Source organism: Haemophilus sp. HMSC066D02 (assembly GCF_001810545.1).
Lineage (GTDB): Bacteria > Pseudomonadota > Gammaproteobacteria > Enterobacterales > Pasteurellaceae > Haemophilus_D.
Genome location: NZ_KV801805.1, coordinates 102,488 through 125,721 on the forward strand (window position 1 = coordinate 102,488; position 23,234 = coordinate 125,721).

Sequence of the window (23,234 nt, forward strand, 5' to 3'; positions counted from 1 at the left end):
TTGAATGCCTAAACTGAGAAAGGATATTTGATTGGTTCGTGAGATTGATAACCCACCACCTTGAAATCATCCATTGTTACCCAAGTTTCAAGATCTTCAAGGGTTTTAATATCAGGATTAATTTCTAATTGTGGTGACGGGAATGGTTCACGTTTTAATTGCACATCACGCATTAACTCAAGTTGGTCTTCATAAATATGTGCATTTACAATTTTATGATATGCCTTACCCGGTTTATTACCAGTAATTTGCGCCATTAATGCAAGGAAAGTAAAGACTTGAATTTGATTGAAGTTTAAGCCAAGTGGCACATCACAAGAGCGTTGGTAACTCGTTAAGTGCAATGTATCACCTACTAAAGAGAAAGTATGTGTGTGCATACAAGGGCGCAAACAGCCAAGATCAAATTCACCCGGGTTAAAGAAAGTCAGGATTTCGCCACGATCATCAATACCTCGACTTAAATTATTCACAATTTTACGAAGTTGATCGATGGTTTCACCATTCGGTTTACGCCATGCTCGGCCTTGCACACCATAAACACGGCCCATATCATCGGCGCCTTTACGATGTGGATTAGCAAGCCAAGCGGCATTTTCATTGGCATTGGCATCCCATGTTTTGGTGCCAAGCTTACGGAAATCTGCCGCATTGTCATAACCACGGATATAACCTAAAAATTCCGCAATCGCCGCTTTCCAATAGCTTTTACGCGTGGTAATTAAGGGGAATTGGTTATTGCCAACATCATATTCTAGATCCGCATTAATCACTGTTAGGCAACGCTTACCAGTACGCTCATTAGCAACCCACTCACCTTCATTTACAATACGTCGGCAAAGATCTAAATATTGTTTCATAAAAACTCCTTACTAATGAACCGCACTTTTCGAGCGATTGTATGCCCATGCCATAATTAATCCACCGCCAATAATCATCGGCAAACAAAGCGCTTGTCCACGTGTCATGATGCCTAAGAAAGATTCCACTTCAGGCTCACGGACATATTCAACGATAAAACGGAAAATCCCGTAACAAATCAGGAATAATCCAGCCACTGAACCCACAGGACGAGGCTTTTTAATAAAGACATTCAGAATAATAAACAGCACGAAACCTTCTAAGAATGCTTCATAAAGCTGTGAAGGATGGCGTGGTAATAACAATGGATCATTTGGGAAAATCATGGCCCACGGCACATCCGTTTCTCGCCCCCAAAGTTCTAAATTGATGAAGTTACCAATTCGTCCCATCCCTAAACCAAATGGAATCAAGGGCGCCACGAAATCTGCCGTTTGCCAGAAGCTTCTTTTTTGAGAATAAGAGGTCCAAATCATTGAGATAATCACCCCAATTAATCCACCATGGAATGACATTCCCCCTTCCCAAACACGAAATAAATACAGCGGATCTTGCACAAAATGATCAAAATTATAGAAGAAGACATCCCCAATGCGACCACCTAAGAACACGCCCATAAAGCCATTAAAAAGTAACGTATCCACTTGATCCACAGTCCAACCACTATTTGGTTGATTGGCACGACGAACCGCTAGCCAGCGCGCAAAGATAAAGCCTAATAGATACATTAAGCCATACCAACGCAGCCCTATATTGCTATTACCAAAAGTAAAAATAGTCGGATCAAAATGCGGAAGCATCAAAAATTCTGAATTCATAACATTCCTTATTTAATAAACATATCAACTGCGATCGCAACTAATAGCAAGGCAAAGCCTTTTTTCAAGGTTGGGACAGGGAGTTTGGAGGTGGCTGTTGCCCCTAGTTTAGAAGTGAAGAATGAAGTGCCCGTAATACCAAGCACGGCAGGCAAATAAACATAGCCTAGGGAATAATCTGGCATGGTAGGATTACCCCAACCACTCACCATAAAACTCAACATGCCTGATAAACCAAGAAGTGCCCCACAGAATGCAGAAGAACCGATGGCTTTTTTCATATCAATCCCGCGGGAATTTAAAAATGGCACGATAAAACCACCACCGCCAACGCCTGCTGCACTTGATGCCATCCCAATTAAAATACCACCGATAACAGATGCTTGTGTTGTTAAAGGTTTGGTTTTCCCTGTGTTTTTCTTAATAGAAATCACCATTTTTGCCGCTAAATATACGACTAAACAGGCAAAGATTTTGGCTGATACATCACGATCAAGTTTGCCAATAAACAAACCAGAGATAAAGACTGAGATCATCACCATCGGTGCCAATACTTTCACGGCACTCCAGACTATATTGCCTAGTTTATGATGACGCTGCGCAGAAGAAAATCCAGTAATCACAATGGTTGCAAATGAAGTCCCTAATGCGGTAGACATCAGCAAGGGTTCAGGTACGCCTACCATCGGCAATAAATAAACCAAGGTAGGGACGATAATTAACCCACCACCAATGCCAAATAATCCCGCAAGAAAGCCAACCACAGACCCGACAAGCAAACAAAGTAAAATAAAAGTGAGCATTATTGCCCCCTTGATTTATAAAACGAACGTTTTTGATATTTAGAAGAACCATTTTTACGTGGAGCATGATAAGGTTTATTTATCTCATGCTCCTGCGTATTTTCAAGCAATGTTTTTTCGTTGCCAAACATCACTTGAGCAAACTCTTTCATCGCTTTGCGATAAACATCTTTCTTAAAGGACACAACCTGACGTACGGGATACCAAAAACTTACCCAACGCCAACCATCAAATTCGGGTGATTTTGTTGTGTTCATATTAATATTTTTTTCATCACCCACTAATTGCAACAAAAACCAACGTTGTTTTTGCCCAATACACACGGGTTTGCTGTCATAACGCAGCAATCTTTTCGGCAGCTTATAACGCAACCAATGTTTAGACGCGTAAAGCACCTTCACATCTTTGGGTTGCAAGCCAACCTCTTCATATAATTCACGATACATAGCTTGTTCGGCACTTTCATTATCGTTAATTCCACCTTGCGGGAATTGCCACGAATTCTGCCCGTATCGTTTAGCCCAAAGCACCTGCCCTTTGCGATTACAAATGACAATGCCTACATTTGGACGGTAGCCATCAAAATCGATCACTATCGTTCACCTTAAATTTTGTACAAAAATAATTTGCAGATTGTTTCATAAATTCGCTTTTTTATCAACCGAATGGGCATATTTACCCTATTGTGGATAACTCTGTGGGTAACACTTGGATAGTCTAAATTTAACTGTGTATAAAAATTAAAAACCGCTTTTCACACTTCATTTTTTTCATTTTTGCATAACCTTTAATCAAAAATTCAGCCATTTTTTAGTTTAAACATTTCTGGCTTGGTGAAGAAATAACAGCTGTGAGTTATTCAATATTTCTGTGGATAAAATTGTGATTGAGCAAATGGTGACTGTTGCATAACTCTTCTTAGCATTTTACCATAGAGCTTTGAGGAAAAATTTTATCTTTAATTTCATAAAGATAACGCTTATTCACAGAAGTCATCTTATTCACATTCAAGTAAAAATTTTAGTGGTTATTTTTCATACAAGCCTTTTTTAACTAACGCGAAATAGCGTTTCCATTCAAAATATTGACCTGGATCGATCTTACGACCAGGCGAAATATCGCAATGCCCAACGATACGATCGAGCGTTATTTTCGGGTAAGCTTGCATAATATCTCGTGTTAATGCAGCAAGCACTTGGTATTGCTCCGCTGTAAAAGGTTGTTCATTACTGCCCTCTAGCTCAATCCCAATCGCAAAATCATTACATTTATCCCGTCCTTCAAAGCAAGAAAGCCCCGCATGCCATGCTCTATCATTGAAACTAACATACTGTGTCACCTTGCCATCCCGTTCAATTAAACAATGGGCAGACACGCGAAATTGATAAATTTCCTCAAAATAGGGATGGATGGTTGGATCGAGTTTACCTTGGAAAAAATCATCTACATATCCACCACCAAATTGTTCTGGCGGCAAACTGATGTAATGAATGACGAGTAATGAAATATCCGCTACATCAGGACGTTCATCAAAATGTGGTGAAATCACTTTTCTTGCCTGGCTTAACCAGCCATTTTTTATCTTATTCATCTGTTTTTCTACGATTAAATTTCATTTTTGCGATCTTGATCGCAAAAGAAGTGCGGTCAGTTTTACTTTCATTTTTCCCTTTTAGACAATGTTGCCGCCAATTCTGGCATTTTTTTATTCAACCAAAAGGAAATTTAATTTAATGAAACTGACTTTTTCTAAACCTTTACATAAAGGTTTTACGTTAATTGAATTGATGATCGTAATTGCGATTATTGCTATTCTCGCAACGATCGCCATTCCGTCTTATCAAAATTATACCAAAAAAGCGGCTATCTCCGAATTGTTACAAGCTTCTGCACCTTATAAATCTGATGTGGAACTATGTATCTATAGCACCAATGCCCCGACAAACTGTTCAGGTGGTTCAAATGGCATTGCAGCAGACATCACTACTGCAAAAGGCTATGTCAAATCCATCACCACGAAATCGGGGGTGATTACGGTGACAGGAAATGGTGCATTAGATGGGATCAGTTATTCTTTAACGGCGACAGGTTCAACCTCATCAGGTGTCACCTGGACAACCGCTTGCCCAAGCAATGCAGATTTATTCCCTGCAGGTTTCTGCTCTTCAGCTAAATAGCGAAACATGGCTTATCAAGCAATCGCAAAAAATGGCGAGATTTACCAAATCTCGCCACAATATTGGCAACAAAATCAACAGCAACAAGCATTGCTGTTACGTTACTTTGCACTCCCTCTTAAAGAAGACGAGCACCATTTATGGCTTGCTGTGGATTCACTCAATAATCTTGCAGCTTGTGAAACCTTTGCTTTTTTAAGCGGTAAATTAGTTGAACCGATTTTATTTGAAACGCCCCAACTCAAACAACTTTTACAATCCCTTGCACCTAAAGCCAATCAAATCGAAGAACAAACGACGTTTTACCATCATTCAGAAGACGAAAACACAGCTAATTTATCTCATGAAGATGAACCCGTTATTCAATTATTAAATGGTATTTTTGAAACCGCCCTACAAAAAAATGCCTCCGATATTCATTTAGAAACTCAGCCAAATGGGCTCTTAACTCGTTTACGTATTGATGGCGTACTCCAACCACAACCGATTATCAGTAAATCACTCGCCAATCGTGTAATTTCTCGTTTAAAACTCTTAGCCAAACTGGATATCAGTGAAACTCGGCTACCACAAGATGGCCGCTTTCAATTCAAAACGACATTCTCCGATATTTTAGATTTCCGCCTTTCTACCTTGCCCACGCATTGGGGAGAAAAAGCGGTATTACGGTTACAACAAAATAAACCTGTCCAACTAAGTTTTGCTGAGTTGGGTATGACACAAAAGCAACAAAGTCAATTTCAACATGCACTCAGCCAACCGCAAGGTTTAATTCTTGTGACTGGACCAACGGGAAGCGGAAAAAGTATCTCACTTTATACCGCACTTCAATGGCTAAATACGCCAGATAAACATATTATGACGGCAGAGGATCCCGTTGAAATTGAATTAGAAGGTATTATTCAAACTCAAGTGAATCCGCAAATCGGTTTAGATTTTAGCCGATTACTTCGTACATTTTTACGACAAGATCCCGACATTATTATGCTTGGTGAAATTCGAGACGAAGAAAGTGCATTGATGGCATTAAGAGCGGCTCAAACCGGCCATTTAGTGCTTTCTACCTTACATACCAACGATGCCATCTCAGCCATTTCACGCTTACAACAATTAGGCATTCAATCTCATGAAATTGAAAACAGTCTCTTATTAGTTATCGCACAGCGATTGGTGCGTAAACGTTGCTTAAAGTGCAGTCAACATTTTAGTGAGTCTTGCGATTGCCATCAGGGGTATCAAGGGCGTATTGGGGTGTATCAATTTTTACAATGTGAAAATAACTGTTACCAAACTGATTTCGATTCACTTTATCAAAGTGCATTAGAAAAAGTAAAAGATAACATCACCGATCTTGATGAAATTCAACGTGTGTTAGGTAAAAAATAGGAGTCTCTATGGCAAAGCAAAAACTCTTTTATTTCCAAGCCTATGATCAGCGACAACAATGGCAAAAAGGTAGCCTTGTTGCTCAATCTAAACAAGCCGCACAATTTCTGTTAATTGCAAAAGGTTTTAGTCACATTCGCTTGCAACAAGATTGGCAACTTAATCAGAAACCGAAAAATGCAGAAATCAGTGCTTTATTGAATCAACTGGCTACATTGCTCAGTTCTGCCATTCCATTAAAAAATGCATTACATATTTTGCAAGACAACTGCACACAATTGGGTTTGCATCAGTGGCTTGGTGCCTTAATTGAGTTAATTGAAAGTGGTCTTCCGTTTTCACAAAGCTTGGAAATACAAGGAAAGTATTTAAACTTTCAAGAGATTCAACTTATTCAAGTGGGAGAAATGACAGGAAAACTGGCAGAGGTATGCACTAAAATTGCCGAACGTCGAACACAATCATTAACGCTTCAACGCAAATTGCAAAAAATTATGCTTTATCCTGCCATGGTATTAGGTATTTCGCTTTCACTTACGTTGATTTTATTACTCTTCGTTGTACCGCAATTTGCTGAAATGTATGGCGAAAATTCTGCTGAGCTACCTACATTAACCGCCGTGTTATTAGCCATGTCCCAATTCTTACAGCATCACTTTATCACCTTGATGATTGTCTGTATTTTCGTTATTTTTATGCTGAAAATCTCATTAAAACATTCCCTTTGGCTGAATCAAAAAAAGAATGCGCTAGTTAATCGTATGCCGATTTGGGGCAATATCATTTGCCTTTCTCGTTTAATCAGTTTTAGCCATAACCTGCAATTAATGCTTCAATCCGGAGTGGCATTAACGCCTGCGTTAAATAGCTTCCTCCCAAAACAACAAACCTGGCAAACACAACGTACCTTAAAAGGTGATATTCTGCTACAACAAGAAGTGCGGTCAATTTTACAGTGGGTTTCGCAAGGTTATCCATTTTCAGAAAGTGTCAGTAGTCATCTTTTCCCAATGGAAGCACAACAAATGCTACAGATTGGAGAAAAAAGTGGAAAACTTGCGTTGATGTTGCGTCATATTGCTGATAACTATCAAGAAAAGCTCAATCATCAAATTGATTTACTTTCCCAACTTTTAGAGCCTTTAATGATGCTCATCATTGGTAGTTTAATCGGTATTATTATGATGGGCATGTATCTGCCGATTTTTAATATGGGATCCGTAATCCAATGATGATATTAGCCTTTTTCTTATTGGGTGGTTTAGCGGGTATCTTTGTTTGGTTTTATATTGATCGTTTTATCCCCAATCTACAACAAGAAATTTATCAGAACTATATCGAACTTTATCCTGAAAACAGTCCTATTTTCCATAGCGAAAAAGCAGCGATTCAATCTCAAAAGTGCGGTCATATTTGTCTTTATTTTTTAGGGTTTGGACTCTGTTTTGCTGCACTCTGTTATTTTCTTCAGGATGAATTATTTACTTTATGGCTCGCGATTACTCTTAGTCTACTTTTTGTTATCAGTTGGCTAGACTGGCATTATCAACTGATTTCACCTACACCTTGCCTCTTTTTATTTTTCTTGGGTTTATTCGGCGCACATCAAGAATTTTCAATTCTAACGCTTTCTCAAAGTTTAGAAAGTGCGGTTAGTTTTTTCGGTGTTTTTTATATTATCTATCATTTGTCTAAATGGTTTTATAAGAAGGAAGCGTTAGGCCGTGGCGATTATTGGCTTGCTTTAGGAATAGGTGCTTATCTCACCATCGCACACTTACCACTTTTCTTATTCATCGCCTGTCTATTAGGCATCATAGTCTATTGGATTTCTCGCAAACCTGTTTTACCTTTTGCGCCCTTTCTTTGCATATCGTTAATCGTCACCAGTGCAATAACCCTATAAATGTAATATATTGGCAACATTGAAAAATATTGTGTTTAGGGGATAGATGTAAAACATCCCCTAAATCAAGTAGCAAGGAATATTATGACTTATATTGTAGGCCTAACTGGCGGCATCGGTAGTGGAAAAAGCACAATTGCAAATCTTTTTGTTGAACTTGGTGTCCCTATTGTTGATGCAGATATTGTGGCAAGAGAAGTGGTTGAAAAAGGCTCGCCGCTGCTTGCTCAAATTGCTGAGCACTTTGGAAAATCAATTTTGACTGAAGAAGGCGAATTAAATCGGGCCGAGCTACGAAAAAAAGTATTTGCAGACGAAGATGAGAAAAACTGGCTCAATCATTTATTACATCCCGCTATTCGCGAAAGAATGTTGGCCCAGTTAAACAGCCAGACTGCTCCTTATGCGTTATTTGTCGTCCCATTGCTCATTGAGAATAAGCTCACCATGCTTTGTGACCGCATACTTGTTGTCGATGTAAAACCTGAAACTCAGCTGGCTCGTGCGTCATCGAGAGATCATAATAATATTCAGCAAATTCAAGCTATTATGAATGCACAAGTTAGCCGTGAAGAAAGATTAAAATGGGCAGATGATATCATTTCAAATGATGCAAAATTGCCAGAAAACTTACCGCACTTAAAACAAAAAGTGCTAGAATTGCACCAATTTTATTTAAGTGAATCGAGAAAGAAAAATGTCTGATGAAATTTTTGAAGTCCCCTGCCCGACATGCCAAAAGCCTGTACCTTGGACACAGGAAAGCCAATTTCGCCCTTTTTGTAGCAAACGTTGCCAACTCATTGATTTAGGGGAATGGGCTGCAGAAGAAAAAGCCATTCCAAGTGACACAGCAGATTTTGCCATGGATCCCTCTCTCAGTGATGAATGGAGTATCAAATGAGTCTTCAGCATCATGATAATGGTGAACAGGGTGAGTTTTTCTTACTCGATGAGCAAGGTAAGAAAATCGCGAAACTCACTTATTTTTATGAAACACCCGATACCATTAATGCTAATCACACGTTTGTTGATGATTCTCTTCGAGGACAAGGTGTGGCAGACAAACTCTATCAAGCCTTAATTCATTTTATCCAGGCTAAAAAGCTCACTTTGCACCCAACTTGTAGCTATATTGCAAGAAAATGGGAACGAACCCAATCTGCTCAACCCCAAGCTTAAACCTATTAATAAGCGTTTTATTTTTAAGGATATTTTTCCGGCTTCGTGCTATCCTTAGCCCCATTTATTTCTGAGAACCTGTTATTTATTATGCAAGAAAACTATTTAAGTCAGCAGCGATTTACTGATCTTCCACTACATCCTATCGTACAAAAAGCCCTACAAGATAAGGGATTTGAATATTGCACCCCTATTCAAGCGTTATCATTACCTATCACATTACAAGGAAAAGATGTTGCAGGCCAAGCGCAAACCGGCACAGGTAAAACGATGGCATTTTTAACGGCAACCTTTCATCACTTATTAACGCATCAACCTGATTTTGCCACCAATCAACCTCGCGCATTAATTCTTGCTCCAACCCGTGAACTAGCAGTACAAATTAATAATGATGCAGAATTGTTAGCTAAAACAAGTGGATTACGAACCGCACTTGCTTATGGTGGAGATGGCTATGATAAACAGCTTAAAGCGATTGAAGCCGGCGTGGATATTTTAATTGGTACCACTGGTCGTGTGATTGACTACGTGAAACAAGGCATTATCCGTTTAGATGATGTTCAGGTTGTAGTACTAGATGAAGCGGATCGCATGTTTGATTTAGGTTTCATTCGTGATATTCGTTATTTATTACGCAAATGTCCTTCTCCGCAAGAACGCCTCACCATGCTCTTTTCTGCAACGCTCTCTTACAAAGTGCGCGAACTTGCCTTTGAAGATATGAATTCCCCAGAATACATTGAAATTGAACCAGAACAAAAAACGGGACATCGAATTAAAGAGGAACTCTTCTATCCCTCAAATGAAGATAAAATCCCCCTCTTACTGACGTTAATGGAAGAAGAATGGCCTGAGCGCTGTATTGTCTTTGCAAATACTAAACATAAATGTGAAGAAATTTGGGGCTATTTAGCGGCAGATGGCCATCGTGTGGGATTACTCACAGGGGATGTAGCACAGAAAAAACGTCTTTCATTGCTCAAACAATTTACAGATGGTGAGCTCGATATTCTCGTTGCAACTGATGTTGCAGCGCGTGGATTACATATTTCAGACGTGACTCATGTTTTTAACTTTGATCTACCCGATGATCGAGAAGATTACGTTCATCGTATTGGCCGTACTGGTCGAGCGGGTGAAAGTGGGGTGTCTATCAGCTTTGCTTGTGAAGAATATGCGATGAATTTACCAGCGATTGAAGAATACATTGGTCATTCTATTCCGGTCAGTCAATATGATCCGAATTCATTGATTAGTGATATTCCAAAACCTTATCGTTTAAAACGCAATCCTGCGCCTCAAACAAGAAATACTACGACGAGAAAAACAAACTACCGTCGTAAAAACTAAAAAGAAAAGCTGATGAACTCCTTCATCAGCTTTTTTTATGATTAATGTAATCCGACTCTTCGACGTGTAGTACGCATCAATAAGAAAACCCATGGCCATAACACACCTGATGCGATGGCACCAAAGATTTCCTGCCAGTTGAAAAATGCCCCATGCAAAGAGAATTCAACCAAGAAAATAGCCACTCGAATCGCAAAAACAAAAAGAAGTACCAATAAACTTTGGAACCAAAGAGAAAGGTTGCGCAAAATTAGGTAATATTTGGAAACAAAATAGAAGGCGACAGAAAGCGCCAGTGCATGAACCCCAAGAATAGAGCCTAGCACGATATCCCATAAAACCCCGAGTAAAAATGCCCAACCAATGCTTACTCTATCAGGTAACGCAAGCGTCCAGTAAAGCAAAACTAAAACCAACCAAGACGGTTTAAAAGCTTGAAAGCCTGCTGGCCATGGGGCTAATTCCATAATTAATGCCACAACAAAGAAGCATAAAATGGTCGCCCATTGAAAAATAAAACGCCCTTGCATTAGTCTTCTTCCCTATGTTGTTGCTGATCTGGAGAAATGGGTTCCTCTTGCTGAGGCATTGTAGTCGGAATGTCAGGATCCACAATTTCTTTTCCTGTATGCGGCTGTACTCCATCCTCTTGATCATCTGTAATTTTGGTTTTACTCACTGAATGAGTTGCTTCATTAGCTTGACTTTCTAAACGTTGCTGTACAAGGCGACGTACTTCTTCCGGCGACATGGATTTGACTTTCGACATATCAAGATTGCTCGGCCAAAGTAAAAGCAAATAACGTAAACGATCTAACTCAGCCAAAGGTTTCGCTTTCACCGTTGCAAAGTAATTTGAGCCATCACGAGAAACACTTTGCACAACAGCCACAGGATAGCCTTCCACAAAACGTCCGCCCAAACCTGAAGTCACCAATAAATCGCCTTTTTCAATATCCACAGAACGAGGCACATTATCTAAGGTAAGTTCATCTGAGTGCCCTGTGCCACTCGCGATCACGCGTACATCATTACGTAAAACTTGCACAGGAATAGAATGGGTCACATCAGTCAAAAGTAACACTCGGCTTGTATTCTCGCCGACAGATATAATCTGTCCGATCATCCCTTTTTCATCAATCACTGGCTGACCGACATAAGCGCCATCACGTTCACCTTGATTGATCACCACTTGCTGACGATAGACATCGGTTTCTGCTGTGAGCACTTCAGCAATCTTTTTATATTCATCCGTGCGTAAAGGCGAATTAAGCAGTAAACGGAGACGTTGGTTTTCTACCTTAAGTTGATCCAATAACAAAAGATCAGCATTTTTCTCACGCAACTGCTCACGCAATACTTTATTTTCAATAAGCAGTTTATTGGTATCCACCAAGTTACTTGATACACCATCTAGAACCGTTCTTGGCCCATTCGCAAGGTAATACAAGCCCCCCACAGCAGTTTCCATGACACTACGCGCCTTCGTCATTGATGAGGTTTGCCCATCAACTAAAATGAGTGTCATCGAAGCTATCACTGCTAATGCGAGTCGAATACCTAATGGTGGTGCTTTACCAAAAATGGGTTTCATTCACTGTCCTAGGGTTGAAAGGAAAAGTGCGGTCAAAAAATCAGACGAATTAAAAACGCCGATTTTTCTGACCGCACTTTTAGAGATTAAATTTCGTCGCTAAAAATATCGCCGCCGTGCATATCAATCATTTCGATTGCTTCACCGCCACCACGAGCTACGCAAGTTAATGGTTCTTCTGCGATGATTGCTGGCACGCCACATTCTTTTGATAACAATACATCAATGTTGCGTAATAAAGCACCACCACCTGTTAACACCATACCGCGTTCAAAAATATCCGCTGCGTGTTCTGGTTGGCATTCTTCAAGTGCCGTACGTACTGCTGCAACAATACCATTTAATGGTTGTTGAAGAGCTTCTTGTATATCTCGCGAGGTTAATTTGAATGAACGCGGTGCACCTTCAGCAAGGTTATGACCGTGCACTTCCATTTCTAAAATTTCATCACCTTCTTGAATGTACGCTGTACCAATTTCGTGTTTGATACGCTCTGCAGTTGGCTCACCAATCACAGAACCAAAAGTACGACGAACATAAGAAATAATTGCTTCATCAAAACGGTCACCACCGATGCGTACCGAAGAGGAGTACACGATACCGTTTAAAGAAATCACCGCCACTTCAGTGGTACCACCACCGATATCAATAACCATTGAACCGATCGCGGTAGAAACGGGCAAGTTTGCACCGATTGCTGCCGCCATTGGCTCTTCAATTAAATACACTTCACGTGCACCTGCACCTAATGCTGATTCTTTGATTGCACGACGTTCAACTTGAGTTGCACCAGCTGGTACACAAACGAGTACGCGCGGGCTTGGACGCATAAAGTTACCACTATGTACTTGTTTGATAAAGTATTGCAACATTTTCTCAGTCACAGAGAAATCAGCGATAACACCATCTTTCATCGGACGAATAGCCACGATACTTTTTGGGGTACGACCAAGCATTTGTTTTGCTTCTTTACCTACTGCCGCAATACTTTTGTATGCGCCCATACGATCTTGACGAATTGCCACAACTGAAGGTTCATCAAGTACGATGCCTTGGCCTTTCACGTAAATTAATGTATTTGCTGTACCTAGATCGATTGAAAGATCGTTTGAAAATAAACCACGAATTTTTTTGAATAACATAAGAATTCCGTCATTAGTTTGGTGAAAAATTACTCATTTCTGAGCATAGAAAAAAATTGTCCTAAATGTATCAAAAAATTGAGTTTGATAACAGGATTTTTTACTTTGTTCATCCACACTTACCTCAGTATTTTTTCTAACAAGGTAAGTGTGGTCAATTTTAATGGTGTTTTATACGAGATTTCGGTCAGTGAATCGCCACTTCCCGTTACCTAAAATCATCAATTGTTGCTGATGGAAAGCTTGTAAAGTTGAACGATGCCCCACGCTAATAACCGTTGTATTAGGTAAACGTTCTTTTAATAGCCGATACATCGTATCTTCTAAGCCTTCATCCATACTCGCAGTTGCTTCATCCAAGAAAGCGACGTTTGGTTTATGTAATAACAAACGTGCGAAAGCCAAACGTTGTTGCTCACCGAGAGAAAGGATACGCGTCCAATCTTGCTCTTGTTCTAAACGATCTTGTAAATGCCCTAAAGACACTTGTTTTAATACTTCAATCATCTCATCACGATTAAAGGCCTGTTCTTCATTCGGATAAGCCAGCGCAGTCAATAAACTGCCTTGTGGTAAATAAGGTTTTTGTGATAAGAAAAGCTGATGGGTTGGACAATATACATCCCCTTCAGAATACGCCCACAGCCCTGCCACGGTTCTCAACAACGTAGTTTTCCCCACACCAGAACTACCTTGAATTAATAGGGTTGAACCTTTTGGTAGCGTCAAATTTAAATTCTCAATTAAGGTTTTTCCAAATGGATTACTGATGGTTAAATTCTTAAAGATCACGTCAGTTTCATGTTCGTGTAAATGGGAAGTAGATTGACGATTTGCCATATCAATCGCATAACTAAAGCCCGTTAAACGATCTAATGTGGCTTTGTATCCGGCAAAACCATCGTAAGAATTACGGAAGAACGAAAGATTTGAATGCAACTTACCAAATACTTGTAGCGTTTGCATCAGATCGCCGAGTTTAATTTGCTTCTCGAAATAACGTCCCACTTGAATGAGCAAAGGGAACACAACCGAAACTTGGCTAACCACCAGGTTAAAACCAGAAAATTTTAAAGTTCGATAAACAATATCCCACATGTTATTGATTACCGATCCGAATTGTTTATAAAGTTGGCTACGCTCAACTTTCTCACCCGCATAAAATGCTACACTTTCCGCATATTCTTTGATACGAATTAAAGAATAACGATAGTTAGCGTTTAAGCGCTCGTTGACGAAATTCAACATAATTAATGGACGTCCTAAACGGAATGCAATCGCAGTAGTGATAATCACATAAGCAAACACCAAGAACACCATCATGCGTGGAATTTCAGTACCAAATACAATCATTGGCCCCGCTAATCCCCACAATAAGATCGTGTAAGAAATCATCGAGGTGACAGCATCAATCACACCAGTGCTTAAGGAAAGCGAGGCTCTCACATAAGATTGCACATCTTGTTGAATACGTTGATCGGGGTTATCTAAGTTAGCGGCAACATACTGGGTCTTATAGTACGCACGATTATCCATCCATTTATCGACTAACTGACTATTCAACCATTCAATCCAATTAATAGAAAAACGTTGTTCTAAATAATAGCTAAGTAATGCTGTCATGACAGAGCTTGTCGCAATCACACAAAACAATACCATTTGATCCCAAAATACAGGTTCATTAAATTCCTGTAAGGACGTGTACATATTGTTATACCATTCGGAATGCACCAAGCTAATACGCACACTGACTAATGTCATCGCTACAATTAATAAGAAAAATAGCAAAGGCTTAATACTTCGACGTGGTGAAAGATACCCGCCCGCAAATTGCCAAAATTGTTTGCCCCAGTGGGTAAAACGAACTAATAAGAATATACCAAAGCTAAAAACAACAGCCGTCATCGCTAATGTTTTTACTATCCATAAAAGCGAATTAATAGCCTCTTGAGCGTAATCCATAATCAACCTATAAAATCAAAAAAGTGCGGTCATTTTAGGCGGTGTTTATTTTTAAGCAAGAAAAAATGTGATAGAGATAACATTTTTTGACTTTGTCACAAGCGGGTAAGAAATCAAATTGATATAATCCAAAATAGTTAAATTTTTAATAAATTAGAGGTCGGTATGAGTGAAACTGCGATTACCATTAGTTTGCTTGCCCTCGTTGCCGTAATTGGTCTATGGATCGGGCATTTCAAAATTAAAGGTGTAGGACTTGGTATTGGGGGGGTGCTATTTGGGGGGATTTTAGTTGCCCATTTCACCACCCAATATGGCATTAAATTAGATAGTCATACATTACATTTCGTGCAAGAGTTCGGCTTAATTCTGTTTGTTTATACGATTGGTATTCAAGTAGGTCCCGGCTTTTTTGCCTCCTTACGAAAATCAGGCTTAACTTTAAATGGGTTAGGCATTTTAATCGTTGCACTTGGTGCACTGGTGACAATTCTCATTTATAAGCTTGCGGATATTCCTCTTGATGTAGCCCTTGGTATTTACTCTGGGGCGGTAACCAATACCCCATCCCTCGGTGCGGGTCAGCAAATTCTTTCTGAATTAGGCATGTCGCAAACGACGTCTAACATGGGGATGGCCTATGCAATGGCTTATCCTTTTGGAATTTGTGGCATTTTACTTTCTATGTGGCTTATTCGTCTTTTCTTTAAAATTAAAGTGGATGAGGAAGCAGCAAATTTTGAAAAAGAAAGTGGTCATGACAAAGAAGCGCTCAAAAGCATGTCTTTGAAAGTCACCAATACTAATCTCAATGGTATCCATTTGATTGAGATTCCTGGTTTTGATGATGAAGATGTCGTATGCTCTCGCTTGAAACGAGGTGAGCTCGTCATTGTGCCGAAAGCGGATACCGATGTTCAACTTGGCGATATTTTACATTTGGTCGGTAATCCTGAAGGTTTGAAAAAAATGCACCTCATTATTGGGGAAGAAGTAGATATCCCTGTAGCGAGCTTGAGTGGCGAAATTCGTTCTGAACGCGTGGTCGTGACAAATGAAAAGGTTCTAGGAAAACAAATTCGTCATCTTGGCATTCATCAAAAATACGGTGTCGTCATTTCACGTTTAAATCGTGCGGGCGTGGAACTGGTACCAACTGCACATACAACACTTCAATTTGGTGACGTATTACACATGGTGGGAAAAACTGACATTCTCAACCAAGCTATTTCAGTGATCGGGAATGCCAAACAGAAACTGCTACAAGTGCAAATGCTGCCGGTATTTATTGGGATTGGCTTAGGGGTATTACTCGGCTCTATTCCTTTCTATATTCCAGGCTTCCCTGTGGCATTAAAATTAGGGCTAGCAGGTGGACCATTAGTCGTCGCATTGATCTTGGCTCGAATTGGCTCTATCGGTAAACTCTATTGGTTTATGCCACCAAGTGCTAACTTAGCTTTACGCGAAATTGGTATTGTGCTCTTCCTTGCTGTAGTCGGTTTAAAATCTGGTGGTAGCTTTGTGGACACGCTCACCAATGGCTCAGGTCTTGAATGGATGGGCTATGGTATTTTCATCACTCTTGTACCATTAATGATTGTAGGTATCATTGCACGTTTATATGTAAAATTAAATTATCTTTCACTCTGTGGTCTATTAGCAGGGTCAATGACGGATCCTCCTGCACTTGCTTTCGCGAATGAACTGAAAGAAGGAAGCGGTGCCGCCGCACTCTCCTATGCGACAGTCTATCCGCTCACAATGTTCTTACGGATCATTTCACCGCAATTGTTAGCGATTCTTTTATGGGTTTAATACCCTTTCAAACTTGGGGCAGAATAACTGCCCCAAGTTTTATTACTAAGCAGCATTACGACCATAAAACAATTCAAATAAAATCAGCCCCAAGCCTACCCCTTTCCCTCATTCAATGATAGAATTCATCGCTTCATTTAGATAGGAAAAGAAATGTCATTAATTGAATTTGTAATTGATAAACTCGATGATTTAAAAGGCACCGAAATTGTGCATTTTGATGTAAAAGGTAAATCATCGATTACTGAAAATATGATTATTTGTACCGGCACATCTAGCCGCCAAGTCGCAGCTATGGCCGATAACCTTATTGCAGAATGTAAAAAAGCCGGTTATGAAACCTTTGGTGAAGAAGGTCGTAATACAGCTGATTGGATCGTGGTGGATCTCGGTCAAACCATCGTACATATTATGCAACGTGATGCACGTGAAATGTATCAGTTAGAAAAACTTTGGGCATAAAGTGCGGTCAATTTTGACTGTGTTTTAAAAGGGAAAAGGATGAAAATCACATTAATCGCTGTAGGCACAAAAATGCCGGCTTGGGTGACAACTGGATTTGAAGAATACCAACGTCGTTTCCCTAAAGACATGCCTTTTGAACTCATTGAAATTCCTGCAGGCAAGCGTGGAAAAAATGCGGATATTAAACGCATCTTAGAGCAAGAAGGTAAAGCGATGCTTGCCGCTTGCGGAAAAGGTAAAGTGGTAACATTAGATATCCCAGGCAAACCTTGGACAACGCCACAACTTGCTGAGCAATTAGAGAGTTGGAAAAATGATGGTCGTGATGTGTGCCTGCTTATTGGCGGGCCAGAAGGCTTATCCCCTGAATGTAAAGCTGCAGCAGAACAAAGTTGGTCCCTGTCACCACTCACACTGCCCCATCCATTAGTGCGAGTTGTCGTGGCAGAAAGTTTATACCGCGCGTGGTCACTGACGACAAACCACCCTTATCACAGAGAATAACGTATTACATTACCGATGAATTTAAAAAAATTCTTTTCTGCACCAACCAATGAACCGATCCGCGATAAAAAAGCGGAACGGAACTTGTTTGCACGTCGAACATTGGTAGCATTCATCGGTATTTTAGCCCTAAGCGGTGTGCTATTTGCTAATATTTACCATCTCCAAGTGGTGAATTATGACATGTATCAAACTCGCTCAAATGGTAACCGTATTAAATTACTTCCGCTTCCTCCTACTCGCGGATTAATTTACGACCGTTACGGCGAGTTACTGGCAGAAAACCTCACTTTTTTCGGTTTATATATCGTGCCAGAAAAAACAGAAAATTTAGACCGCACTTTTGAAGAATTGCGCTATGTTGTGGGACTCACTGATGAAGACATTGAGCATTTCAAAAAAGAGCGCCGTCGTGGTACACGCTATACGCCGATTTTACTCAAACCAAGCTTAACGGAAGAACAAATTGCCCGTTTTGCAGTAAACCAGTATAAATATCCAAGCCTTGATGTACGTCCTTATTTCAAACGAAATTACCTATATGGCGAAGCCATGACTCATATTTTGGGTTATGTTGGACGCATTAATGACCGAGATGTTGAGCGCCTAAAAAAAGAAGAAAAATTTGCTAACTACTCCGGTTCTACGGACATGGGGAAACTGGGTATTGAACGTTATTACGAAGAACAACTCCATGGTACAACCGGTTTCGAAGAGGTTGAAATTAATAACCGTGGTAAAGTTATTCGTAAACTACGTGAACAACCAGCCACCGCGGGTAAAAGTATTCATCTAACTATCGATTTTACCCTTCAACGCTATATTATGTCGCTCCTTTCAGGTCAAAAAGGCGCTGTTGTGGTGCTTGACCCGAAAGATAACAGTGTATTAGCGATGGTTTCAACACCAAGCTACGATAATAATTTATTCGTCGATGGCATTTCTTCCAGTGATTACAAACGTTTACTAGAAGATCCTACTCGACCACTTTACAGTCGTGCGACACAAGGCGTGTACCCGCCTGCCTCTACTGTAAAACCATTCGTTGCTGTTGCGGCATTAACTGAAGGGGTGATTACCCCTAATACCACGATTTTTGACCCGGGTTACTGGATATTACCAAACTCAACAAAACGTTTCCGAGATTGGAAAAAAACAGGGCATGGTTATACGGATTTAAACAAAGCCATTACTGAATCATCGGATACCTTCTTCTATCAAACTGCCTTTAATTTAGGTATTGATCGTTTTTCCATGTGGATGAAACGTTTTGGGTTTGGTATGCCAACAGGTATTGAAATTCAAGAAGAAGCCACGGCCAATATGCCGAGTAAAGAATGGAAACAAAAACGTTATAAAAAACCGTGGGTGCAAGGCGATACAATATCAGTGGGGATTGGTCAAGGTTATTGGACAGCGACACCATTACAAGTGGCAAAAGCCACCTCGATTGTGGTCAATAACGGTAAAATTCATACGCCACATTTAATGAAATCCGTTGAAGGTGCCACCATTGAGCCGTATCAAGACCCACTTTTATATGAAGATATTACCGATCCGAAACAAGCTTATTGGGATGCAGCTAAGCGCGGCATGTTCAATGTGGTGAATTCAGGTGCAGGGACAGGACGAAAAGCCTTTATCGGTACGAATTACCACGTAGCTGGGAAATCCGGTACAGCACAAGTGTTCAGCTTAAAGGAAAACCAAAAATATAATGCAGCGGGATTGAAAAAAGAATTACATGACCATGCTTGGTTTACGGCTTATGCGCCTTATGAAGATCCGAAATTAGTTGTGACGATTATTTTAGAAAACGCGGGTGGTGGTTCAAGTAATGCAGCACCAATTGCACGGCAAATTATGGATTTCTACTTGAATAAACGCTTGCCACAAATTGAACGTCAAGAAAATGCTGAAAAAGAGAAAAAGACGGACCAAACTGATTTAGATGCGCCAGCACTAGAATCTCAACCAAGTGAGAATGAATAATGGAAGAAAAAGTGCCTTTATGCCTGCGATTATGGCAACGCTTACATATTGATTTTTTATTATTTATTGGATTAGCTGCTATTACAGCCTATGGCATGCTTGTGCTTTATAGTGCATCCGGCGCCAGTGAAGTGATGTTCCAAAATCGTATTATTCAGGTCATATTAGGTTTTGCTGTCATGATGATTATGGCGCAACTCCCCCCTAAATTTTATCAGCGACTCGCCCCTTACTTATACTTGGTGGGGTTTATCATGCTGATCTTGGTTGATGCTATCGGAACAACCAGTAAAGGGGCACAACGTTGGTTAGATCTTGGCTTTATTCGCTTTCAGCCTTCTGAAATTGTCAAACTCGCGGTACCATTAATGGTTGCGGTATATTTAGGTAATCGTCCACTACCACCGAAAATGAGCGAAACCTTTATTGCTATCGCCATGATTATTGTGCCAACTTTACTTGTGGCTATTCAACCAGACTTAGGCACATCAATTCTGGTTAGTGCATCGGGCTTATTCGTGGTATTCTTAGCGGGGATGAGTTGGTGGCTTATTCTTGCTGCTGTAGTTGGCTTAGCGGCATTTATTCCTATCATGTGGATGTATTTAATGCATGACTACCAACGCATGCGTGTATTAACCTTACTTGACCCCGAGAAAGATCCACTTGGGGCGGGTTACCATATTTTGCAATCCAAAATTGCTATCGGTTCAGGCGGTATATCTGGCAAAGGATGGATGCAAGGGACACAATCCCAATTAGAATTTTTGCCTGAACCACACACTGATTTTATTTTTGCCGTGATGAGTGAAGAACATGGAATGGTCGGCTTTCTTATTCTGATGGCAATTTATTTGTTTATTATTATCCGTGGCTTAATAATTGCGGTAAATGCAGAAACCTCTTTCGGGCGTATTCTTGCTGGTGCAACCACACTGATATTCTTCGTTTATGTCTTCGTGAATATTGGTATGGTGAGTGGCATTTTGCCTGTTGTAGGGGTGCCTTTACCTCTCTTTAGCTACGGCGGTACCTCATATGTCGCCATCATGGCAAGCTTTGGTTTAGTGATGTCTATTCATACTCACAAACCCCGCTTTATGAAAGGGAACTAATTTCCCTTTTGGCTTTCTTATGAAGAGCACCGATAATCTTGAAAGTAATAAGTATGACATTAAAAAACATCTTAAAAACGACCGCACTTTTTACCTTGATAAGCAGCTCAAGTTTTTCTGCTTTTGCCGATACGCAAAAAATGTATGGTATTCAAGGGGATTCGCTGTCGATTACTACGACCGTTCAAGCACCACAAAGCTATGAAGTGAATGGTAAAACATACACCACACAAGGTGATGAAGCGAAATCCTATTCAAAAGAAGGGACAGCAAGTTATTACCACCATAAATTTAATGGTCGTAAAACAGCTAATGGTGAACGCTATGATTCGGCACTTTTCACTGCCGCACATAAAACCTTACCTTTGAATTCTTATGCGGTTGTTACAAACTTACATAACAATCGCAAGGTGATTGTGCGAATTAATGATCGTGGTCCGTTTAGTGAGAAACGTATCATTGACTTATCTCATTCTGCCGCAAAAGAATTAGGCCTTATTGCTCGTGGTACAGGGCAAGTAAGAATTGAAGCTTTACATGTGGATCACAAAGGTCAAATTTCAGGTGCGGGCGCAAAAACGCTTGCCAAGCATGCTAAAACGCAAGAAGCCAGTGAGCGTTTAGTCGTCAATAAAAATAGCGAAAAAAAAAATCAAAACTTAGACAGCACAAACGATGCAAAAACTGTTTTCAAGCTAAAACTACTCGCGCTGTCGTCAAAAAGCCAAGCAGAAAGCATCATCACAAAACTCGCGTTATATGACATCAAAACGGAAATTAACCAAAATGGGCAAAACTATGAAATCCATTTTGGCCCATTAGCGGATCAAGCGGATATTAATCAATTAAAAACAAAATTACAAAAAACGATCAATGGGCAACCCGTAATCGTTTATACTTATAAAAACCAATAAGCTATTAAAGGAAATGCTATGTTAAAACAATCTGCAAAATTGAAAAAAATTGTACTCTTCTCGGGATTAATGGCAGCCTCAACATTTGCTGCGGCTGAAGACATTCAATACGGTATCGCAGTGCCGGAAGTGAATGCGCAAACTTATGTTTTAATGGATTACAATTCTGGTGCGGTACTTGCATCACTTAACCCTGACCAACGCCAATACCCTGCTTCATTAACAAAAATGATGACTAGCTATGTGGTTGGTGCAGCATTAAAACAAGGTAAAATCCATAATGAAGATATGGTGACAATTAGCGAAAGCGCTTGGGGTAGAAATTTCCCTGATTCATCAAAAATGTTCTTAAATTTAAATCAACAAGTGTCTGTGGGTGATTTAAACAAAGGGATTATCATTGTTTCTGGTAATGATGCCTGTGTTGCTGTAGCTGAACATATTTCGGGTACCGTGGCTAACTTCGTTGATACCATGAATAAATATGTTCAACAATTTGGCTTAAAAAATACTAACTTCACCACACCACATGGTTTAGACGATCCAAACCAATATTCAACTGCACGTGATATGGCGATTATTGGTGCGCATATTATTCGTGATTTACCGGAAGAATATAAAATCTACGCAGAAAAAGACTTTACTTTCAACAAAATCAAACAACCTAACCGTAATGGCTTATTATGGGATAAAACCATTAACGTTGATGGTATGAAAACCGGACACACAAGCCAAGCAGGTTATAACCTTGTCGCATCAGCAACAAGTCCAAACAATATGCGTTTAATTTCTGTTGTAATGGGTGTACCGACCTATAAAGGCCGTGAAGTAGAAAGTAAAAAACTCTTACAATGGGGTTTTGCTAACTTTGAAACCTTAAAAACTCAAAAAGCAGGTGAAGAAATTTCAAAACAATCTGTTTACTACGGTGATAAAGGTGACGTTAAACTTGGTGTCTTAGAAGATGGCTTTATCACTGTACCAAAAGGTAAACAGACTGACTTAAAAGCACGTTATGAATTAGATAACAAATACTTACAAGCACCTTTAGCAAAAGGTCAAGTGGTGGGTAAAATTGTTTATCAATTAGACGGCAAAGATGTCGCTACCGTAAATCTTCAAGCATTAGAAGATGTACAAGAAGGCGGCTTCTTAGGTAAAGGTTGGGACTGGTTAGTGTTAACAGTTAAAGGATTATTTGACTAAACACCTTGAAAATTAACCGCACTTCCCCATTTATATCAC

Annotated in this window: 24 protein-coding genes; 15 read left to right on the top strand and 9 right to left on the bottom strand. The window is 39.9% G+C overall.

What is annotated here, in order from left to right; translation table 11 throughout:
* Positions 1-8 precede the first annotated feature (8 nt).
* The 5 genes from HMPREF2750_RS03145 to ampD all read right to left on the bottom strand — a co-directional run bounded on the left by HMPREF2750_RS03145 (position 9) and on the right by ampD (position 4,073).
* Positions 9-860 carry a thymidylate synthase gene (locus HMPREF2750_RS03145; protein WP_070582536.1) on the bottom strand — a complete coding sequence of 284 codons (852 nt, stop codon included), beginning with the start codon at positions 858-860 and terminating at the stop codon, positions 9-11.
* A 12-nt stretch (positions 861-872) separates the two neighbouring features.
* Positions 873-1,679: a prolipoprotein diacylglyceryl transferase gene (gene lgt, locus HMPREF2750_RS03150; RefSeq protein ID WP_070582537.1), complete on the bottom strand. Its 807-nt coding sequence runs from the start codon at positions 1,677-1,679 to the stop codon at positions 873-875.
* 8 nt (positions 1,680-1,687) lie between these two features.
* On the bottom strand, positions 1,688-2,482 hold the full coding sequence (locus tag HMPREF2750_RS03155; protein ID WP_070582538.1) for a sulfite exporter TauE/SafE family protein: 795 nt from the start codon (positions 2,480-2,482) through the stop codon (positions 1,688-1,690).
* The gene (gene rppH, locus HMPREF2750_RS03160; protein WP_070582539.1) at positions 2,482-3,075 is read right to left on the bottom strand and encodes an RNA pyrophosphohydrolase; all 594 of its coding nucleotides are present in this window, start codon (positions 3,073-3,075) and stop codon (positions 2,482-2,484) included. Before rppH ends, HMPREF2750_RS03155 begins: the two co-directional genes overlap by 1 nt.
* Before the next feature lie 434 nt (positions 3,076-3,509).
* Entirely contained in the window at positions 3,510-4,073 is a 564-nt protein-coding gene (ampD, locus tag HMPREF2750_RS03165) for a 1,6-anhydro-N-acetylmuramyl-L-alanine amidase AmpD (protein WP_070582540.1), read from the bottom strand.
* A gap of 142 nt (positions 4,074-4,215) precedes the next feature.
* Between ampD and HMPREF2750_RS03170 the strand changes: the two genes are divergently transcribed.
* The 8 genes from HMPREF2750_RS03170 to rhlB all read left to right on the top strand — a co-directional run bounded on the left by HMPREF2750_RS03170 (position 4,216) and on the right by rhlB (position 10,483).
* Positions 4,216-4,659 carry a prepilin-type N-terminal cleavage/methylation domain-containing protein gene (locus HMPREF2750_RS03170; RefSeq protein WP_049369499.1) on the top strand — a complete coding sequence of 148 codons (444 nt, stop codon included), beginning with the start codon at positions 4,216-4,218 and terminating at the stop codon, positions 4,657-4,659.
* A 6-nt stretch (positions 4,660-4,665) separates the two neighbouring features.
* Positions 4,666-6,045 (top strand): GspE/PulE family protein, encoded by a 1,380-nt coding sequence (locus HMPREF2750_RS03175; protein WP_070582541.1) that lies wholly within the window; start codon positions 4,666-4,668, stop codon positions 6,043-6,045.
* 8 nt (positions 6,046-6,053) lie between these two features.
* Positions 6,054-7,277, top strand: coding sequence for a type II secretion system F family protein (locus HMPREF2750_RS03180; RefSeq protein WP_070582542.1), 1,224 nt, complete (start codon positions 6,054-6,056; stop codon positions 7,275-7,277).
* Positions 7,274-7,951 (top strand): prepilin peptidase, encoded by a 678-nt coding sequence (locus HMPREF2750_RS03185; RefSeq protein ID WP_070582543.1) that lies wholly within the window; start codon positions 7,274-7,276, stop codon positions 7,949-7,951. Before HMPREF2750_RS03180 ends, HMPREF2750_RS03185 begins: the two co-directional genes overlap by 4 nt.
* 84 nt (positions 7,952-8,035) lie before the next feature.
* The gene (gene coaE, locus HMPREF2750_RS03190) at positions 8,036-8,656 is read left to right on the top strand and encodes a dephospho-CoA kinase (protein WP_070582544.1); all 621 of its coding nucleotides are present in this window, start codon (positions 8,036-8,038) and stop codon (positions 8,654-8,656) included.
* Positions 8,649-8,855 carry a DNA gyrase inhibitor YacG gene (gene yacG, locus HMPREF2750_RS03195; protein ID WP_070582545.1) on the top strand — a complete coding sequence of 69 codons (207 nt, stop codon included), beginning with the start codon at positions 8,649-8,651 and terminating at the stop codon, positions 8,853-8,855. Before coaE ends, yacG begins: the two co-directional genes overlap by 8 nt.
* Positions 8,852-9,133, top strand: coding sequence for a GNAT family N-acetyltransferase (locus tag HMPREF2750_RS03200; RefSeq protein WP_070582546.1), 282 nt, complete (start codon positions 8,852-8,854; stop codon positions 9,131-9,133). Before yacG ends, HMPREF2750_RS03200 begins: the two co-directional genes overlap by 4 nt.
* Before the next feature lie 90 nt (positions 9,134-9,223).
* Entirely contained in the window at positions 9,224-10,483 is a 1,260-nt protein-coding gene (rhlB, locus tag HMPREF2750_RS03205; protein ID WP_070582871.1) for an ATP-dependent RNA helicase RhlB, read from the top strand.
* A gap of 41 nt (positions 10,484-10,524) precedes the next feature.
* Here the strand turns inward: rhlB and mreD are convergent, their stop codons facing one another.
* From mreD to HMPREF2750_RS03225, 4 genes are all read right to left on the bottom strand, one after another.
* The gene (gene mreD / locus HMPREF2750_RS03210) at positions 10,525-11,013 is read right to left on the bottom strand and encodes a rod shape-determining protein MreD (protein ID WP_070582547.1); all 489 of its coding nucleotides are present in this window, start codon (positions 11,011-11,013) and stop codon (positions 10,525-10,527) included.
* Entirely contained in the window at positions 11,013-12,077 is a 1,065-nt protein-coding gene (gene mreC / locus HMPREF2750_RS03215) for a rod shape-determining protein MreC (RefSeq protein WP_070582548.1), read from the bottom strand. The genes mreD and mreC overlap by 1 nt, the downstream gene beginning before the upstream one ends.
* An 86-nt stretch (positions 12,078-12,163) precedes the next feature.
* Entirely contained in the window at positions 12,164-13,219 is a 1,056-nt protein-coding gene (locus HMPREF2750_RS03220; RefSeq protein WP_070582549.1) for a rod shape-determining protein, read from the bottom strand.
* Positions 13,220-13,390: 171 nt separating this feature from the next.
* On the bottom strand, positions 13,391-15,181 hold the full coding sequence (locus HMPREF2750_RS03225) for an ABC transporter ATP-binding protein/permease (RefSeq protein WP_070582550.1): 1,791 nt from the start codon (positions 15,179-15,181) through the stop codon (positions 13,391-13,393).
* 165 nt (positions 15,182-15,346) lie between these two features.
* Between HMPREF2750_RS03225 and HMPREF2750_RS03230 the strand changes: the two genes are divergently transcribed.
* From HMPREF2750_RS03230 to HMPREF2750_RS03260, 7 genes are all read left to right on the top strand, one after another.
* On the top strand, positions 15,347-16,999 hold the full coding sequence (locus tag HMPREF2750_RS03230) for a putative transporter (RefSeq protein ID WP_070582551.1): 1,653 nt from the start codon (positions 15,347-15,349) through the stop codon (positions 16,997-16,999).
* Between the two features lie 153 nt (positions 17,000-17,152).
* On the top strand, positions 17,153-17,461 hold the full coding sequence (gene rsfS, locus HMPREF2750_RS03235; protein WP_070582552.1) for a ribosome silencing factor: 309 nt from the start codon (positions 17,153-17,155) through the stop codon (positions 17,459-17,461).
* Positions 17,462-17,500: 39 nt separating this feature from the next.
* Positions 17,501-17,968, top strand: coding sequence for a 23S rRNA (pseudouridine(1915)-N(3))-methyltransferase RlmH (gene rlmH / locus HMPREF2750_RS03240; protein ID WP_049372831.1), 468 nt, complete (start codon positions 17,501-17,503; stop codon positions 17,966-17,968).
* Positions 17,969-17,983: 15 nt separating this feature from the next.
* On the top strand, positions 17,984-19,960 hold the full coding sequence (gene mrdA / locus HMPREF2750_RS03245; RefSeq protein ID WP_070582553.1) for a penicillin-binding protein 2: 1,977 nt from the start codon (positions 17,984-17,986) through the stop codon (positions 19,958-19,960).
* Entirely contained in the window at positions 19,960-21,075 is a 1,116-nt protein-coding gene (rodA, locus tag HMPREF2750_RS03250; RefSeq protein WP_049364923.1) for a rod shape-determining protein RodA, read from the top strand. Before mrdA ends, rodA begins: the two co-directional genes overlap by 1 nt.
* A gap of 53 nt (positions 21,076-21,128) precedes the next feature.
* On the top strand, positions 21,129-21,989 hold the full coding sequence (locus HMPREF2750_RS03255) for a septal ring lytic transglycosylase RlpA family protein (RefSeq protein WP_049364922.1): 861 nt from the start codon (positions 21,129-21,131) through the stop codon (positions 21,987-21,989).
* Between the two features lie 18 nt (positions 21,990-22,007).
* Entirely contained in the window at positions 22,008-23,195 is a 1,188-nt protein-coding gene (locus tag HMPREF2750_RS03260) for a D-alanyl-D-alanine carboxypeptidase family protein (RefSeq protein WP_049364921.1), read from the top strand.
* The last annotated feature ends 39 nt before the right edge of the window (positions 23,196-23,234 follow it).

Coding starts and splice junctions, on each gene's coding strand:
- HMPREF2750_RS03255 (WP_049364922.1), top strand. CDS start 21,129: ATGACATTAAAAAACATCTTAAAAACGACCGCACTTTTTACCTTGATA.
- HMPREF2750_RS03175 (WP_070582541.1), top strand. CDS start 4,666: ATGGCTTATCAAGCAATCGCAAAAAATGGCGAGATTTACCAAATCTCG.
- mreD (WP_070582547.1), bottom strand. CDS start 11,013: ATGCAAGGGCGTTTTATTTTTCAATGGGCGACCATTTTATGCTTCTTT.
- HMPREF2750_RS03185 (WP_070582543.1), top strand. CDS start 7,274: ATGATGATATTAGCCTTTTTCTTATTGGGTGGTTTAGCGGGTATCTTT.
- HMPREF2750_RS03200 (WP_070582546.1), top strand. CDS start 8,852: ATGAGTCTTCAGCATCATGATAATGGTGAACAGGGTGAGTTTTTCTTA.
- lgt (WP_070582537.1), bottom strand. CDS start 1,679: ATGAATTCAGAATTTTTGATGCTTCCGCATTTTGATCCGACTATTTTT.
- HMPREF2750_RS03225 (WP_070582550.1), bottom strand. CDS start 15,181: ATGGATTACGCTCAAGAGGCTATTAATTCGCTTTTATGGATAGTAAAA.
- HMPREF2750_RS03260 (WP_049364921.1), top strand. CDS start 22,008: ATGTTAAAACAATCTGCAAAATTGAAAAAAATTGTACTCTTCTCGGGA.
- rsfS (WP_070582552.1), top strand. CDS start 17,153: ATGTCATTAATTGAATTTGTAATTGATAAACTCGATGATTTAAAAGGC.
- HMPREF2750_RS03230 (WP_070582551.1), top strand. CDS start 15,347: ATGAGTGAAACTGCGATTACCATTAGTTTGCTTGCCCTCGTTGCCGTA.
- HMPREF2750_RS03180 (WP_070582542.1), top strand. CDS start 6,054: ATGGCAAAGCAAAAACTCTTTTATTTCCAAGCCTATGATCAGCGACAA.
- mrdA (WP_070582553.1), top strand. CDS start 17,984: ATGAATTTAAAAAAATTCTTTTCTGCACCAACCAATGAACCGATCCGC.
- yacG (WP_070582545.1), top strand. CDS start 8,649: ATGTCTGATGAAATTTTTGAAGTCCCCTGCCCGACATGCCAAAAGCCT.
- mreC (WP_070582548.1), bottom strand. CDS start 12,077: ATGAAACCCATTTTTGGTAAAGCACCACCATTAGGTATTCGACTCGCA.
- HMPREF2750_RS03220 (WP_070582549.1), bottom strand. CDS start 13,219: ATGTTATTCAAAAAAATTCGTGGTTTATTTTCAAACGATCTTTCAATC.
- rhlB (WP_070582871.1), top strand. CDS start 9,224: ATGCAAGAAAACTATTTAAGTCAGCAGCGATTTACTGATCTTCCACTA.
- coaE (WP_070582544.1), top strand. CDS start 8,036: ATGACTTATATTGTAGGCCTAACTGGCGGCATCGGTAGTGGAAAAAGC.
- HMPREF2750_RS03145 (WP_070582536.1), bottom strand. CDS start 860: ATGAAACAATATTTAGATCTTTGCCGACGTATTGTAAATGAAGGTGAG.
- rlmH (WP_049372831.1), top strand. CDS start 17,501: ATGAAAATCACATTAATCGCTGTAGGCACAAAAATGCCGGCTTGGGTG.
- HMPREF2750_RS03170 (WP_049369499.1), top strand. CDS start 4,216: ATGAAACTGACTTTTTCTAAACCTTTACATAAAGGTTTTACGTTAATT.
- ampD (WP_070582540.1), bottom strand. CDS start 4,073: ATGAATAAGATAAAAAATGGCTGGTTAAGCCAGGCAAGAAAAGTGATT.
- HMPREF2750_RS03155 (WP_070582538.1), bottom strand. CDS start 2,482: ATGCTCACTTTTATTTTACTTTGTTTGCTTGTCGGGTCTGTGGTTGGC.
- rodA (WP_049364923.1), top strand. CDS start 19,960: ATGGAAGAAAAAGTGCCTTTATGCCTGCGATTATGGCAACGCTTACAT.